General features: G+C 67.7%; 13 protein-coding genes. 7 read left to right on the forward strand and 6 right to left on the reverse strand.

Going from position 1 to position 15,550, the window contains the following annotated elements; genetic code table 11:
- The first annotated feature begins 2 nt into the window (after positions 1 to 2).
- The 7 genes from HV793_RS05245 to dapD all read left to right on the forward strand — a co-directional run bounded on the left by HV793_RS05245 (position 3) and on the right by dapD (position 7,167).
- Entirely contained in the window at positions 3 to 920 is a 918-nt protein-coding gene (locus HV793_RS05245) for an ABC transporter permease (RefSeq protein WP_125473640.1), read from the forward strand.
- A 132-nt stretch (positions 921 to 1,052) separates the two neighbouring features.
- On the forward strand, positions 1,053 to 2,036 hold the full coding sequence (locus tag HV793_RS05250) for an ABC transporter ATP-binding protein (RefSeq protein ID WP_175161204.1): 984 nt from the start codon (positions 1,053 to 1,055) through the stop codon (positions 2,034 to 2,036).
- Entirely contained in the window at positions 2,033 to 3,043 is a 1,011-nt protein-coding gene (locus HV793_RS05255) for an ABC transporter ATP-binding protein (protein WP_013391145.1), read from the forward strand. Before HV793_RS05250 ends, HV793_RS05255 begins: the two co-directional genes overlap by 4 nt.
- A complete protein-coding gene (locus tag HV793_RS05260; protein ID WP_054455171.1) occupies positions 3,043 to 3,948 on the forward strand; it encodes a prolyl oligopeptidase family serine peptidase in 906 nt (301 codons plus the stop codon). Before HV793_RS05255 ends, HV793_RS05260 begins: the two co-directional genes overlap by 1 nt.
- 39 nt (positions 3,949 to 3,987) lie before the next feature.
- Entirely contained in the window at positions 3,988 to 5,118 is a 1,131-nt protein-coding gene (locus HV793_RS05265; RefSeq protein ID WP_054455173.1) for a M20 family metallopeptidase, read from the forward strand.
- Positions 5,119 to 5,125: 7 nt separating this feature from the next.
- Positions 5,126 to 6,124, forward strand: coding sequence for an autotransporter outer membrane beta-barrel domain-containing protein (locus HV793_RS05270; protein ID WP_244958589.1), 999 nt, complete (start codon positions 5,126 to 5,128; stop codon positions 6,122 to 6,124).
- Between the two features lie 59 nt (positions 6,125 to 6,183).
- Complete coding sequence (gene dapD / locus HV793_RS05275) at positions 6,184 to 7,167, forward strand: 2,3,4,5-tetrahydropyridine-2,6-dicarboxylate N-succinyltransferase (protein ID WP_054455175.1); 984 nt, start codon at positions 6,184 to 6,186, stop codon at positions 7,165 to 7,167.
- Positions 7,168 to 7,180: 13 nt separating this feature from the next.
- On the opposite strand, the gene HV793_RS05280 is transcribed toward dapD, so the two are convergent.
- The 6 genes from HV793_RS05280 to HV793_RS05305 form a co-directional block, all read right to left on the reverse strand.
- Complete coding sequence (locus HV793_RS05280; RefSeq protein WP_054455178.1) at positions 7,181 to 8,035, reverse strand: class II glutamine amidotransferase; 855 nt, start codon at positions 8,033 to 8,035, stop codon at positions 7,181 to 7,183.
- A gap of 106 nt (positions 8,036 to 8,141) precedes the next feature.
- Positions 8,142 to 10,205: a UvrD-helicase domain-containing protein gene (locus tag HV793_RS05285; protein WP_175212785.1), complete on the reverse strand. Its 2,064-nt coding sequence runs from the start codon at positions 10,203 to 10,205 to the stop codon at positions 8,142 to 8,144.
- A 208-nt stretch (positions 10,206 to 10,413) separates the two neighbouring features.
- Positions 10,414 to 12,501 carry a primosomal protein N' gene (locus tag HV793_RS05290; RefSeq protein WP_054455181.1) on the reverse strand — a complete coding sequence of 696 codons (2,088 nt, stop codon included), beginning with the start codon at positions 12,499 to 12,501 and terminating at the stop codon, positions 10,414 to 10,416.
- Between the two features lie 304 nt (positions 12,502 to 12,805).
- The gene (gene hemE / locus HV793_RS05295; RefSeq protein ID WP_175212786.1) at positions 12,806 to 13,879 is read right to left on the reverse strand and encodes a uroporphyrinogen decarboxylase; all 1,074 of its coding nucleotides are present in this window, start codon (positions 13,877 to 13,879) and stop codon (positions 12,806 to 12,808) included.
- A gap of 174 nt (positions 13,880 to 14,053) precedes the next feature.
- On the reverse strand, positions 14,054 to 14,866 hold the full coding sequence (locus tag HV793_RS05300) for a helix-turn-helix domain-containing protein (RefSeq protein WP_054455884.1): 813 nt from the start codon (positions 14,864 to 14,866) through the stop codon (positions 14,054 to 14,056).
- Positions 14,867 to 15,117: 251 nt separating this feature from the next.
- The gene (locus tag HV793_RS05305; protein WP_013391134.1) at positions 15,118 to 15,543 is read right to left on the reverse strand and encodes a F0F1 ATP synthase subunit epsilon; all 426 of its coding nucleotides are present in this window, start codon (positions 15,541 to 15,543) and stop codon (positions 15,118 to 15,120) included.
- Positions 15,544 to 15,550: the final 7 nt, after the last annotated feature.

A 15,550-nucleotide genomic window follows, 5' to 3' on the forward strand; every position in this document is an offset into this window, starting at 1 on the left:
CCATGGCTCAAACTCCGAATCCCGGCCGCACCCGCACCGTCCAGCCCCTGGCTGAGACGCCCCAGCGCGCCTCCATCCTGAAGAAACTGCACGCGCGCCCGACGGTGCGCGGCTCCGTCATCGCGCTGACCATCCTGATCGTCCTGGTGGTCTTCGCGCCTTTCTTCGCGCCGCAGAATCCCTACGACCTCGCCAACCTTTCGCTGATGGACGGCCGCCTGGCGCCGCGCCAGGCGCTGATGGACGGCAGCATCGCCTGGCTCGGCACCGACGACCAGGGCCGCGACATGCTCAGCGCCATCCTGTATGGCCTGCGCATCAGCCTGATGGTGGGCCTGTCCGCCGTGGTCCTGGCCACCGCCGTGGGCGGCGCCATCGGCCTGGTAGCCGCCTATGTCGGCGGCGTGGTCGATACCGTGCTCATGCGCATCGTCGACTTCATCCTGGGCTTTCCGACCATCCTGGTGGCGCTGGTGCTGCTGGTGGTGCTGGGGCGAGGGGTCGACAAGGTGATCCTGGCGTTGGTGCTGGTGCAGTGGGGGCATTACGCCCGCATCATGCGCAGCCGCGCCCTGCAGGAACGCCGCAAGGAATACGTGGAAGCCGCCGCCAACCTGGGCTTCCCCGCCTGGCGCATCATGCTGTTCCACCTGCTGCCCAACTGCCTGGGCCCCGTCATGGTGTTCGCCACCATCCAGATCGCGACCGCGATCGCGCTGGAAGCCACGCTGTCGTTCCTGGGCGTGGGCGTGCCCATCACCGAGCCGTCGCTGGGCCTGCTGATTTCCAACGGTTTCCAGTACCTGCTGTCGGGCGACTACTGGATCAGCCTGTTCCCGGGCATCGCCCTGCTGGTGCTGATCCTCTCCATCAACATCGTGGGCGACCGCCTGCGCGAAAGCCTGGACCCGAAGAGATGAGGCCCACCCCCGAAGCGCTGCGCGCTTCCCCCTCAAGGGGGCATGCCTGCGGACCGGCAAAGCCGGCTCCGCGGCATCCCGATGGAGCTATCTCCATTACATGCGCCGCGGTTGGCGCAATGGGCAACTGAAATGAGCGAAAACATTCTTGAGGTGCGCGGCCTGCGCACCGCATTCCATACCGAAGCCGGCGCGTGGCTGGCAGTCGACGGCGTCGACCTGACCGTGCGCCGCGGCGAGATCGTCGGCCTGGTCGGCGAATCGGGTTCCGGCAAATCCGTCACCGGCTTTTCGCTCCTGGGCCTGATCGACCCGCCCGGGGAAGTGGTGGACGGCGAAGTGAAGTTCAAGGGCACGGACCTGCGCAAGCTGAGCGAAGAGCAGATGCGCCAGTTGCGCGGCAACCGCATCGCCATGATCTTCCAGGATCCCCTGATGACGCTCAATCCGGTGCTGCGCATCGGCGAGCAGATGATGGAAGCCATCCTGACCCACGAAGACGTGCCGCGCGCCGAAGCCGAGGAACGCTGCCGCGAGGCGCTGGCCATGGTCGGCATTCCTTCGCCCGAAAAGCGCCTGAAGAGCTATCCGCACGAATTCTCGGGCGGCATGCGCCAGCGCGTGGCGATCGCGATCGCCATGCTGAACAAGCCCGACCTGATCATCTGCGACGAGCCGACCACGGCGCTGGACGTCACCATCCAGGGCCAGATCCTCTACCGCATGCAGGAGATCTGCCGCGAACACAACACCGCGCTGATCTGGATCACCCACGACCTGGGCGTGGTGGCTGAACTGGCCGACCGCGTGGCCGTGATGTACGCCGGCCGCATCGTCGAAAGCGGCCCGGTCGAAGAAGTGCTGGACGCGCCGCGCCACCCCTACACCAAGGGCCTGCTGGATTCGATGCCCGGCGCCACCCAGCCCGGCGCGCGCCTGCACCAGATCAACGGCATGGCGCCCAGCCTCGCCGGCCGCCCCTCGGGCTGTCCGTTCCGCCCGCGCTGCACCAGCGCGGTCACGCGTTGCACCGAACAAGCCCCCACTGTCACCACCGAAGGCGCGCGCAACTACCGCTGCTACGTGCCGATTACCCGCGAGGCCCAGCCGGTATGAGCCAAGCCGATACCCCCGTCATCGAGCTCAAGAACGTCCACAAGCGCTTCGAGCAGCGGCCCGACCTGGCCCAGCGCATCCTGGCCCTGACCGGCCGTCCCATCGACCGCCGCACCGTGTATGCGGTCAACGGCGTGGACCTGTCCATCAAGCGCGGCGAAGTCGTGGGCCTGGTCGGCGAATCCGGCTGCGGCAAGTCCACGCTGGGCCGCGTCGTTGCCGGCCTGCATGGCCAGACTGAAGGTCAGCTGCTGTACCAGGGCCAGGAAGCCCGCCGCCTGCGCGGCGCCGACAAGCTGGCCTATACGCTGGGCGTGCAGATGATCTTCCAGGATCCGCAGGCCTCGCTGAATCCGCGCCAGCGCCTGCGCCAGATCCTGGGCGAATCGCTCAAGGTCCACAAACTGGCGCCCGCCGCCCAGATTCCCGCGCGCATCGACCAGGCGCTGAAGGAAGTGGGCCTGGACCCCGAGTACCGCGACCGCTTCCCGCACCAGATCTCGGGCGGCCAGCGCCAGCGCATCGGCATCGCGCGTGCGCTGATGGTGGCGCCGAAGTTCCTGGTCTGCGACGAGCCCGTGGCGGCGCTGGACGTGTCGATCCAGGCGCAGGTGATCAACCTGTTCATGGACCTGCGCGAACAGCACGGTTTCACCTACCTGTTCATCAGCCACGACCTGGGCGTGGTCAAGCACATCTCCGACCGCGTGGCGATCATGTACCTGGGCAAGATCGTGGAAATATCCACGTCGGCCGAGATCTTCGCGCGCGCCAACCATCCCTACACCCAGGCCCTGATGGCCGAGGTGCCGGACGTGGGCCGCCGCGGCCGCAAGTTCACGCCGATCAAGGGCGAGATCCCGTCGCCGCTGAATCCGCCGCCGGGCTGTACCTTCAATCCCCGCTGCCCCCACGCCATGCCGCGCTGCCGCGAGCAGGCGCCGGTCCTGAAAGAAATCTCGGCAGGCCATTGGTCGGCCTGCCACCTGAATGAGGCGAACGCCTGATGAAACCCTCCGAGATGTCCAACGTCGACCGCATCGCCATCGAACTGGGCCATGCCGGCCGCAACGCCATCCTGTATGTGGACGAGGACCGCAACTCCGACCGCCCCTTCAAGCTGCAGACCTACCGCCCCTACGGCTACACGCCCGACATGCCGGTGGTCATCGTGCAGCACGGCGTGCTGCGCAACGGCGACGAGTACCGCGATTTCTGGGTGGAAGCCGCCGACAAGCACAAGCTGCTGATCGTGGCGCTGACCTTCTCCAACGAGATCTGGCCCGGCGTGGAAAGCTACAACAACGGCCGCGTGTTCTCGGCCGGCGGCAATCCGCGCCACATCGACGGCTGGACCTACGCGTTGGTGGGCAATGTCATCAAGGACCTGATCGCCGGCGAAATCACCGACGGCCAGAACGTCTACCTGTTCGGCCACTCCGCCGGCGGCCAGTTCGTGCACCGCCTGATGAGCAGCCAGTCGCACGCGCCGTTCAAGGCCGTGGCTGCCGGCAACCCGGGCTGGTACACGCTGCCCACGTTCGACTATCCCTTCCCCGAAGGCATGGACGGCGTAGGCATGACGGAAGACCACCTGGTGAAGCTGCTGGCCTACCCGATGACCATCCTGGCGGGCGACCAGGACATCGCCACCGACGACCCCAACCTGCCGTCCGAGCCCGCCGCCATGCGCCAGGGTCCGCACCGTTTCGCACGCGCGCAGAACTACTTCGAGTTCGGCCGCAAGGAAGCCGAGCGCCGCGGCGTGCCGTTCGGCTGGAAGCTGCAGGTCGTACCGGGCATCGGCCACGACGGCCGCGCCATGTCCGCCGTCTGCGCCAGCCTCTGGTTCGACGGCAAGATGCCCGACGCCGCCGAACTGGCCCGCCTGGCCGGCCAGCAGGTCGCCTGACCGCCCCCACTTTCTTCGTTGCAGATATCCGATACCGTCATGTCCAACACCCAGAGCACTGAACAGATCGTCGCCGGCATCAAGAGCTGGCTGCAATGCGAATCGCCCTCGAACTTCCCCGAGGGCATCGCCGCCATGGCGCGCATCATCGCCGACTACGCCGCGGCCGCCGGCCTGACGGTGGAGCTATCGTCCCTGGGCCCGACCACGGGTCCGCTGCTGTACGCGACCAACCGCGCCCCCGGCGACACGCGCCCCGGCATCCTGATCCTGGCGCACATGGACACGGTGCATCCGGTGGGCACGCTGCTGGAGAACCCGGTGCGCATCGAAGGCGACCGCCTCTATGGGCCGGGCGGCTACGACATGAAGGCCGGCATCTACCTGGCGCTGACGGCGCTGTCCGGCCTGGCGCGCCCCGGCGCGACCCAGCTGCCGGTGGACTTTCTGGTGGTGCCCGACGAAGAAACCGGCAGCCACGCGTCGCGCGCGCACATCGAGCGCTTTGCCGCCAACGCCAAGTACGCGCTGGTCTGCGAACCCGCCCGCCCCAACGGCGGCAAGTGCGTCACGGCGCGCAAGGGCACCGGCATGCTGAACCTGAACGTCAAGGGCCGTCCGGCCCACGCCGGCATGCAGCACGAGAAAGGCCGCAGCGCCATCCGCGAAATGGCCCACCAGGTGCTGGCGCTGGAAGCCATGACCGACTATGACCGCGGCATTACCGTCAGCGTCGGCACCATCGCCGGCGGCACCGTGACCAACACCGTGCCAGCGCTGTGCCGCTGCGTGGTCGACTTCCGCGTGCCCGACATGGGCGCCGCCGAAGACGTGCTGCGCCGCATGCGCGAGCTGTGCGCCGTGGGTCCGGACGTGGAACTGGACATCGACGTGGAACTGAACCGCCCGCCCATGGTGAAGACCGAAGCCGCCGCCGATCTGCTGGCGCTGGTGCAGGGCTATGCCGAACGCGCCGGCTTCCTGCTGGAAGACGCGCCCATGACGGGCGGCGGCAGCGACGCCAACTTCACGTCCGCCATGGGCATCCCGACGCTGGACGGCCTGGGCGCCGACGGCGACGGCGCGCACACCTTGAACGAGTACATCCTGGTTTCGACGCTGGAACAGCGCATGAAATTCTGGGAACTGCTGCTGAAAGAACTGGCGTAAACAGTCCTTGCCGCCACCGATAGCCGTGCGCCGGCGGCTGCTGGCGCGGGCGTTCGCCATGCAGGTCCTGTTCGCGGCTGGCGCAGTGCACGCGCACGCCGGACAGGCCGAACCGGACCGCAGCCTGCTGGCCGACCGTCCGGCCCGTCCCGCGCCGGCCCAGCCGGGCTGGCTCGTCGTCGTCGACAATTGGCAGACGCTGGAAGGCGGCGCCAACACGGCCCGCATCAAGCAACGCACCACCGGCCTGTATGGCGGCGGCGAATTCGACGCGGGCGCCGGCTGGCGGCTGGGCGGCGCGCTGGGCGCTACCCGCAGCCGCGTCCGCATCGACGCGGCCGATGCGCGGGTGGACGTATACAGCTATACCGCGGGGCTCTACGGCAAGAAGTCGTTCGACGCCGGCCCCGGCAAGCTGAACCTGCTGACGGCCGCCTCCTACACCTGGCACGACATCGACACCCGGCGGCATTTCGAGATGCCCGGCATCGCCCGGCAGACCTTGACCGCCGACTTCAGCGCCTACACCGCGCAGGCCTTTTCGGAACTGGGCTACGAGCTGGCGCTATCGGAAAGCGCGACCATCGAACCATTCGCGGGCCTGGCGGTGCGCAACGTGCGCACGCGCAGCTTCAGCGAATCGGGCGGATTCACCGCGCTCTCGGCCGACGCGGGACGGATCCGGCAGACCACCACCACGCTGGGCCTGCGCGGCCAGACCGGCTTCGCGCTCGGCCCCACCTTCGGCAGACTGCACGCGACACTGGGCTGGCGCCGCGCCTTTGGCGACGTACAACCTGAAACCACCCTGGTGCTGGACGGCGGCAGCGTGCTGACGGTCGCCGGCGCGCCCATCGCCCGGTCCGCCGCGCTGGCGGGCGCCGGCCTGGAAATCGCCGTGTCGCGCTCGGCCGTCATCGGCCTGGCCTACGGCGGCCAGTATGGCGGCGGCAACCGCGAACACACCGGGTCGCTGAGCCTGCGCTGGGCCTTCGGCAGCCTCTGAAAACCGCGGCCCTTTCGCCTTAGAATTACGCACCCAGACTGCGCACTTCCTCTTTCATCATGGCCGATTCCCCCAAGCCCCTCAGCGCCATCGCCTATGGCGTCGCCACGCTGGCCGCCGACGGCGCCATCCTGGATACCTGGTATCCGCGTCCCTCGCTGGCCGACAACTCGCCGGCCACCGGCACCCGCCACCTGTCGCCCGAGGAAGCCCGCGCCGCGCTGGGCGAACATGTGCCCACCGCCCTGGTCCGCGACACCCGCCGCAAGGTCGACATCGTCGCCGTGCGTACCGCGATCTCGTCGCTGGACGAACCGCCGGTCGATGCGCACGACGCCTATCTGCGCCTGCACCTGCTCAGCCACCGGCTGATCCGTCCGCACGACGCCAACCTGGACGGCCTGTTCAACGTGCTGGCCAACGTCGCCTGGACGTCGGCCGGGCCCTGCGCGGTGGATCAGGTGGATGCGCTGCGCTGGCATCTGCGCGCCTCCGGACAGATCCTGGAAATCCGCGGCGTGGACAAGATTCCCCGCATGACCGACTACGTCATGCCCAGCGGCGTGCGCATCGCCGACACCGCGCGCGTGCGCCTGGGCGCGCATCTGTCGCCCGGCACCACGGTGCTGCATGAAGGTTTCTGCAATTTCAACGCCGGCACGCTGGGCGCGTCCATGGTCGAAGGCCGCATCAGCGCCGGCGTCATCGTCGACGACGGCAGCGACATCGGCGGCGGCGCATCCATCATGGGCACCATGTCCGGCGGCGGCAAGCAGGTGGTATCCATCGGCAAGCGCTGCCTGCTGGGCGCCAACTCGGGCATAGGAATTTCGCTGGGCGACGACTGCGTGGTGGAAGCCGGCTGCTACGTCACCGCCGGCACGCGCGTGCTGACGCCGGAAGGCGCGGTGGTGAAGGCCACCTCGCTGGCGGGTCAGCAAGGCCTGCTGTTCCGCCGCAATTCGCAGACCGGCGCCGTGGAGTGCCTGGTGCGCACCGCTGCCTGGGGCACGCTGAATCCGGCCCTGCATACGGGCCACTGAAGCCCGGCCCGGCTCAGGCCCCCGGCGGCACCGGCACGAACGGATAGTGCGCCACCGTGCCGCCGCCCGCGATGATGGCGGTGGCTTCGGGCACTTCCTCCCAGGCGCCGGGCATCTCGGTCAAGGGCTCCGACAGCAGCAGGAATGCGTCGTCATCCAGCGCCGCGATCTGCGGATTGTCGGGATATAGCTGGCGCAGATGGCGCACGCAGGTGTTGTGGAACAGCGTGCGTGAATCGGCCTCGCTGGAATAGCGCACGGCGATCAGCCGCTGGCCGTCCAGCGCGCACACCGTCATGTTGATGGGCTGCGCCACGCCATGCCGCCTGCCCGTCTCTTCCACCGCACCCACCATGCGGGCCAGCGCCGCCAGCGGGTCTTCCTCCAGGCCGAAGCTCAAAGCCAGCAGGAACATCACCTCGGAATCCGTCGACCCTTCCAGCGAGCCGAAATAGGCCGGCGCGATCATCAGCATCAGGTCGCGCCTGAGCAACGGATAGTCGCGGATGACGCCGTTGTGCACGAACAGCCACTGGCCGTGGCGAAACGGATGGCAGTTGGTTTCCTGCGCGGGCGTGTCGGTGGCGGCGCGGATGTGCGCCACGAACAGCGGCGCGTGGATCGCGCGCGCCGCTTCCCGCAGATTGCGGTCGTTCCAGGCCGGATGCACGCTGCGGTAGCGGAACGGCGGCTCCGGCGGCCGGCCTTCGTGTTGACGGCCATACCAGCCCAGCCCGAAGCCGTCGCCATTGGTGGTGGTGGCGCCCAGCCGCGAGTGCAGGCTCTGGTCGATCAGGGAGTGCTTGGCCTTGAACAGCACGCTCTCCATCTGTATGGGACTACCGGTATAAGCCAGCCAGCGACACATGGCGCGCTCCTTCGATCCACGGGATTGCCGCGCCCCCCGGACGGCGGGGCGGGCGCAGTCCAGTGTAGGAGCAGGCCGCGGCTTTCCACAAGCCGCCGCCCCGCCCCTATTTCTTCAGCAACGCCTTGAGCATGGCCATGCGCTCCTTGGGATTCATTGCAGCGGTGGCCGCGTCCTCCTGCATGCGCACATCGCCCAGGCCCATTTCCTCGATGAAGCGCGAAGGCTCGCGCACCAGGTCTTCGCGCGCGCGGCGGCGGCGCTTGCACCAGCTCAGGTTCAGGCTGCGCTGCGCGCGCGTGATGCCCACGTACATGAGCCGGCGCTCTTCCTGGATGCGCGAAGCCAGGTTCTCGGCCGCGCGCGCCGGATCGCCGACCTCGTCATCCTTGCCCAGGTGCGGCAGCAAGCCTTCCTCGACGCCCGCGAGGTACACGTGCGGATACTCCAGCCCCTTGGAAGCATGCAGGGTGGACATCTTCACCGCATCGGGCTCTTCTTCCTCGCCGCGCTCCAGCATGGTGACCAGCGCCACATGCTGCACCAGGTCGAAGAGCGTCATGTTGTCTTCTTCGGCCTTGCGCTTGAGCCATCCGGTCAGCTCCAGCACGTTCTGCCAGCGCGTCTGCGCGGGCCGCTCTTCGAACAGCTCGTACAGATGGCGTTCGTACTGGATGGCTTCCAGCAGATCGTCCAGCAGCACGCCCGCGGGCTCGGACGCCGCGGCGTCCTTCGCATCGGCCGCGCCACGGCCCGCGCGCCATTGCATGCGGCGGATGAACTCGGTGAAGGTGCGCAGCGGCTCCAGCTGCCGTGGCGCCAGCAGGCTTTCCAGGCCAGTCTCGGCCACGGCCGCCAGCAGCGACAGCTCGCGGCTTGCGGCGTACTGCCCCAGCGTCTGCAAGGTGGCCTGGCCGATGCCGCGCTTGGGCGTGGTGGCCGCGCGGATGAAGGCCGGATCGTCGTCGTCGTTGGCCAGGATGCGCAGATAGGCCAGCACGTCGCGCACTTCGGTCTTGTCGAAGAAACTCTGCCCGCCCGAGATCGTGTACGGGATCTTCAGGTTGCGCAGCGCCTGTTCCAGGATGCGCGATTGATGATTGCTGCGGTACAGGATGGCAAAATCCTTCCACTGCGCCTGGCGCTCGAAGCGCGAAGCCGACACCTTCATGGCGATGGATTCGGCCTCCTGCTCCTCGCCGTCCATGGCCGATACCAGGATGGGTTCGCCCACGCCCAGATCGGACCACAGCTTCTTGTCGAACAGCTTGGGGTTCTTTTCAATCACCTGGTTTGCGGCCGCCAGGATGCGCTGCACCGACCGGTAGTTCTGCTCCAGCTTGATGAGCTTGATGTTGGGGTAGTCGGTGGTCAGCTTGGCCAGGTTCTCGATGGTTGCGCCACGCCAGGCGTAGATCGCCTGGTCGTCATCGCCCACCGCCGTGAACATGGCGCGCGAACCCGTCAGGAGCTGCACCAGGCGGTACTGGCACACGTTGGTGTCCTGGTATTCGTCCACCAGCAGATAACGCACGCGGTTCTGCCAGCGGGTGCGCACTTCTTCGTTGTTGGCCAGCAGCAGCGCGGGGATGCGGATCAGGTCGTCGAAGTCCACCGCCTGGTAGGCGGCCAGCGTGGCGGCGTAGCTGCGGTAGACGTTGGCCGCCTCCACGTCGGCCGGCGTGATGGCTTCGCGCGCGGCATCGTCCGGTTCCATCAAGCCGTTCTTCCACAGCGAGATGATGCCCTGCACGTGGCGCAGGCGGGCCTTGTCGGTCGTGTTCAAGAGTTCCTGGATGATGGCCATGGCATCGTCGGCGTCCAGGATCGAAAACGTCGGCTTCAGGCCCGCGTTGCGCGCCTCCTCGCGCAGCATCTTCACGCCCAGCGAATGGAAGGTGCTGATGATCAGGCCCTTGGACAGCTTGCGATCCACCAGGGTCTTCACGCGTTCGTCCATCTCGCGCGCGGCCTTGTTGGTGAAGGTCAGCGCCACCACGTTGCGCCCCATATAGCCGCACTCGCGCAGCAGGTAGGCGATCTTCTGCGTGATCACGCGCGTCTTGCCGCTGCCGGCGCCGGCCAGCACCAGGCAGGGGCCGTCCAGGTACAGCACCGCTTCGCGTTGAGCGGGGTTCATGCCTTGGGCTATAGGTTCGCTGGCGGACATTCGAGTCAGGTGATCATGCATCGCGGCGGCCGCATTGAAGCTGCGGCCAGCAAGCACGGAGCTTGCGGCCGCCCGTCAGCGGGCCGGTAACACGCGAGAAAAAGGGGACGGGCGCAGCCGCCACGGCGGGCCTGCCGCGCCGGCGCGATAGAGGAGAAAGATCATAGAACAATCGGATCGACGGCGCATTGGCCCCGGCCGCAGCCGATCAGATTTCCAACGGATCGACTTCCAGTTGCCAGCGCACGCGGGCCTCGTTGGCCAGGTACGGCAGGTGGTGCGACCAGGACGCCAGGAAGGCCTGCAAAGCCGGACGGCTGCTGCTTTCCGCCAGCAACTGGGCGCGCTCGATATTGGCCACGCGCACCACGCGCAGCGGCACCGGGTCGTACAGCATGATGGCGTCCAGGCCTGGAAAATCGGCCGCCCATTCACCCTCGGGCAAGGCCCGCGCCCGCTCCAGGAATTCCAGCGCCACCTTCAGCTCGCGCGCCTCCGCGGTCAGCAGGGCCTGGTAAACGAAAGGCGGCAGGCCGGTGCTTTCCCGCTCGTGCAGGGCATGGCGGGCAAAGCCCGCGTAGTCATGCCGCAGCAGCGCCTGATAGACCGGCTGCTCGGGGTAGTTGGTCTGTATCAGCACCTCGCCGTTGCCTTGATGGCGGCCGGCGCGGCCCGCCACCTGCATCAGCTGCGCGAACAGGCGCTCGGGCGCGCGGAAGTCATGCGCGAACAACATGGAATCCGCATTCAGCACACCCACCAATCCCAGGCGCGCGAAGTCGTGGCCCTTGGCCACCATCTGCGTGCCCACCAGGATGTCCACCTCGCCGGCATGCACCGAGGCGAACAGCGCTTCGGCGCTGCCCTTCTTGCGCGTGCTGTCGGCGTCGATGCGCAGGATGCGCGCCTCGGGAAACAATTCCGCCAGATGTTCTTCCACCCGCTGCGTGCCGCGCCCCATGGGCGCCAGGTCCTGGTCGCCGCATTCGGGACAAGCGCGCGGCACCGGGGCCTGGTAGCCGCAGTGATGGCACTGCAGGCGATGGCCGCGGCCGTCGGTACGGTGCAGGACGGTAAATGCAGTGCAGCGCGGGCAATTGCTGACCCACGCGCAGGACTGGCAATGCAGCACCGGCGAATAGCCGCGGCGGTTCAGGAAGATGAGGGACTGTTCCTTGCGTTCCAGGCGCTGTCCGATGGCATCCAGCAGTTGCGGCGACATGCCCTGCTTCAGTTGCAGGCGCCGCGTGTCGATCAGGCGCATGGACGGCAGGCTGCTGGCGCGCGCCCGGCCCGGCAGGGTCAGGCGCAGGTAGCGCCCGCGCTCGGCATGCTGCCAGGTCTCCAGGGACGGCGTGGCCGACCCCAGCACTACTGGAATATTCAGGTCATGGGCGCGCCACACCGCCAGGTCGCGCGCCGAATAGCGCAAGCCGTCCTGCTGCTTGTAGGACGCGTCGTGCTCCTCGTCCACCACGATCAGGCCCAGCTGGCTCAAGGGCGCGAACACCGACATGCGCGTGCCCAGCAGCATGCGGGCCTCGCCGCGCTGGGCGCGGGTCCAGGCCTGCAAGCGTTCGCCATCGGACAGGCCGCTATGCATGACGGCCAGACCGTCCGGTCCAACGAGTGCCTCCAGGCGCGCGCGCAGCGCGCCTTCGAGCTGCGGCGTCAGGTTGATTTCGGGCACCATCAGCAGCACCTGGCGTCCCGCCGCCAGCACCCTTTCGGCCGCGCGCAGGTACACCTCGGTCTTGCCGCTGCCCGTCACCCCGTGCAGCAACACGGGCTTGAACCCGTCCAGCGCGCCTATGGCGTCCACCGCCTCGCGCTGGGCGTCGTTGAGCTCCGGCGGCTGGTCGGCCTGGGCCGGCGCACGCGCCGTCTTGCGCTTGCGCCCGTCCAGGCGCGCCACGGGGCCGCCCGCCGAGCGCTTGCCCTGGTAGGCCGTGGGCTTGCGCAGCGGCGGCGGCAGCGTGGGCAGCATCACCTCGCCCAGCGGCCGCTGGTAGTAGTCAGCGGCAAAGCGGGCCAGGCGCAGCCAGTCCTCGTCGAAGGGCGGCAGGTCATCCAGCACCTCTTCGATCGGCCGGATCTGCTTGGGGTCGAAGGACGGCTCCGCCGGGTTGTCCACCACCACGCCGATCAGCTTGCGACGGCCGAACGGCACGATGACCCGCAGGCCCACCGTCACCGGCGCGTCGCTGCGGTAGTCGAACGGACCCGGCAGGGGCACGTCCAGCGCCACCCGCACCCAGCAGACCGCGGGGGTCGTGTTCGACAGCGTTTCAGACATGGGTGCTAGGACGGAGCATGTAGAAGGATGATCCCGGATGATGCCGGCGCGCTCCATTTTCCGCCTGTGGATAACTTTGGGGAAAAGGCAGGAGCAACATCGGAAATTGGAATTTGACAAGATTGCGCAAACTTGCGAAATCTTGTTGAAAACTCTCATTTCACCATTTAAAACAATGACTTATGAGAGCTTCCGAGATTGTAAACTAGCATCTAAAGGGTTTTCCCCGAGGGCAATCTTGCTGTGCACAAGTGTCATCAGGGACCCTCCTGCTCCGGCCCTGTAGACCGAAGCGTCCACTCACTTACCCTCGCAGCGAACGGCTGTGCTGGTGGACTTCATCAACCAATTCGGCTACGGCTTCTGGCGGAGTAAAGCGGGATATGCCGTGGCCCAGGTTGAACACGTGGCCGCCCTTGCCGACCGGTCCGAACGCGTCCAGCACGCGCCGCGCCTCGGCACGGATGGCGGGTCCGCCACCGAACAAGGCCATGGGGTCGAGGTTGCCCTGGAACGCGACCGAGTCCCCGGTGCGGCGCCGCGCGGCGGCCAGATCCACCGTCCAGTCCAGGCCCACGGCATCGGCGCCGCAAGCGGCGATCTGTTCCAGCCACTGGCCGCCGCCCTTGGTGAAGACGATGGCCGGCACGCGGCGGCCTTCGTGTTCGCGGATCAGCCCGGCCACGACCTTGCGGGTGTAGGCCAGCGAGAACTGCTGGAACAGCCCGTCGGCCAGCACGCCGCCCCAGCTGTCGAACAGCATCACGGCTTGGGCGCCGGCGGCGATCTGCGCGTTCAAGTACTGCAGCGTGGCTTCGGCGTTGATTTCGAGGATGCGGTGCAGCAGGTCGGGACGCGCATACAGCATCGTCTTGATCAGGCGATAGTCGTCGCTGCCCTGGCCTTCCACCATGTAGCAAGCGATGGTCCAGGGGCTGCCGGCAAAGCCGATCAGCGGCACCTTGCCGTCCAGGTCGCGCCGGATCGTACGCACGGCATCGAATACATAGCGCAGCTTGTCCATGTCCGGCACTTCCAGGCGCGCCACGTCTTCTTCGGTACGCACCGGACGGGCGAAGCGCGGACCCTCGCCTTCGGCGAAGTCCAGGCCCAGGCCCATGGCGTGCGGCACCGTCAGGATGTCCGAGAACAGAATGGCCGCATCCAGGTCGAAACGCTCCAGCGGCTGCAGCGTGACTTCCGAGGCGTAGTCCGGGTTCTGAGCGAGGCCCATGAAGGAACCTGCGCGGGCCCGCGTCTGGCGGTATTCAGGCAGGTAGCGGCCGGCCTGGCGCATCAGCCAGATCGGGGTATAGGGCACGGGCTCGCGCAGCAGCGAGCGCAAGAACACATCGTTCTTCAGTACGGAAGCAGACACGACTATCCTCGATGATCGGAAGCCGTGATTTTACTTCCCCTGGCTGACAAGTCGCAGCCAGGCTCTGCGCCGGACTTGCCGGCGCGCAAGCGGGGCGCTTTCAGGGGCAAGGCGGCGCGCGCGGCGCCCCGCCCGCTGGCCGTGCGTCGACCGACCGCCGGCAGGTCCGTCGCTTCAGGCCCCCCGCTCCTGCGCGGCCTGCCGGTACGGCGCCGCCTCGATGCCGTGCTTGCGCATCAGCGCCCAGAACGCCCGCCGGTGCTTGCAGCAAGCCCGCGCCGCCTGCGCCACGTTGCCGCCATGGCGCGACAGCGCAAGGCGGATATAGTCGCGCTCGAAGCCGTCCACCACCCGCGCCTTCGCGATCCGGAAGGATTCATGCGCAGGCCGCGGATGCGGTTTGCGCATGCCCGACAAGGTTTGCTCTACCAGATCCTGTGGCACCCGGGCGTGCAACGCAGCGAGCCTCGGCGCCCCGTCCGCGCCCAGTTCCATCCGCGCCTCGCGATAAGCCGTCGTGGGCTCGCGGATATCCGCCCGCGCCGCGCCACGCCCGTGCGCCGCGCCGGCCAGGCGGCCAAGCCGCACCCGCATGCTTTCCAGGCAGGCCGGCTGCATGATGAAATCCGACGCGCCCAGGCTCAGCAGGTCTTCGATCGCGGGCGCCTTCACATCGGAGATCAGCAACAGCACCGGCGTGCTCAATGCGCTGCCCGCCTGTTGCAGCGCCATGCGCGTCCAGGCGAGCGATGATGGCGCCACCGGCAGGATGCAGCAGTCGTAGCGCCTGAGCGCCACCGCCAGCCGGGCCAGCGCCTGCACGTCCGCTTCCTGGCTGTCGGCCTGCGCGTCGGCGTCGGTCTGCGCGCCTGACACGGCATCGCGCGCCGCCATGCCCGCGGTCGCATAGCGCACCGGACTCAGCGACACCAGATGGAGCCGCACGCGCGTCTGCCTGGCCGGGTGCAGCGCGACCAGATCGCGCATCGGCCCATCATGGCCGGGCGCCAGCAATACCCCGCAATCCAGGACTTCTCGCACGCTTCCCCCTACGCTTGACTAGGAAGATTGAAGGCTACTGTTGCAACCGGCGTGCAGCTATTCGTAGTGATCGCATTGCGGCCCGCCCAAAGGACGGCGGACCTTCACTCGGCAATGACAAAAACAGGCATGAAAAAAGCGGCCCCGAGGCCGCTTCTTTCGATTCCGGGGCGAACCCCGGGGCACAGCTTCGCCGCTTAGTGCGAACGGCCGCCTTGGCGCAGCTTGCGCGCCGCGATGGCTTGCGCAGCCAGCATGGCGAGTTCCGCTTCGACCACGGCGATGTCCGCCTTGTCCTTGGCGTTGGCCAGGGCCTGTTCGGCCTTCTGGCGCGCTTCCAGGGCGCGGGCTTCGTCCAGGTCGGCGGCACGGATAGCCGTGTCGGCCAGAACCGTCACGCTGCCCGGCTGCACTTCCAGAATGCCCCCGGCGACGAAGATGTTTTCCTCGCCTTGGTCGGCACGAACGATCTTGACCGTCCCGGGGCGTATGCGCGAAATCAGCGGGGTGTGGCCGGGCAGAATGCCCAGTTCACCCGCTTCGCCAGGCAGCACCACGAACTTCGCCTCACCGGAGAAGATCGCTTCCTCTGCGCTGACGACATCCACATGCAGGGTAGCCATATCGGTT

The organism is Achromobacter aegrifaciens (assembly GCF_902859965.1).
Taxonomy (GTDB): domain Bacteria; phylum Pseudomonadota; class Gammaproteobacteria; order Burkholderiales; family Burkholderiaceae_B; genus Achromobacter; species Achromobacter aegrifaciens.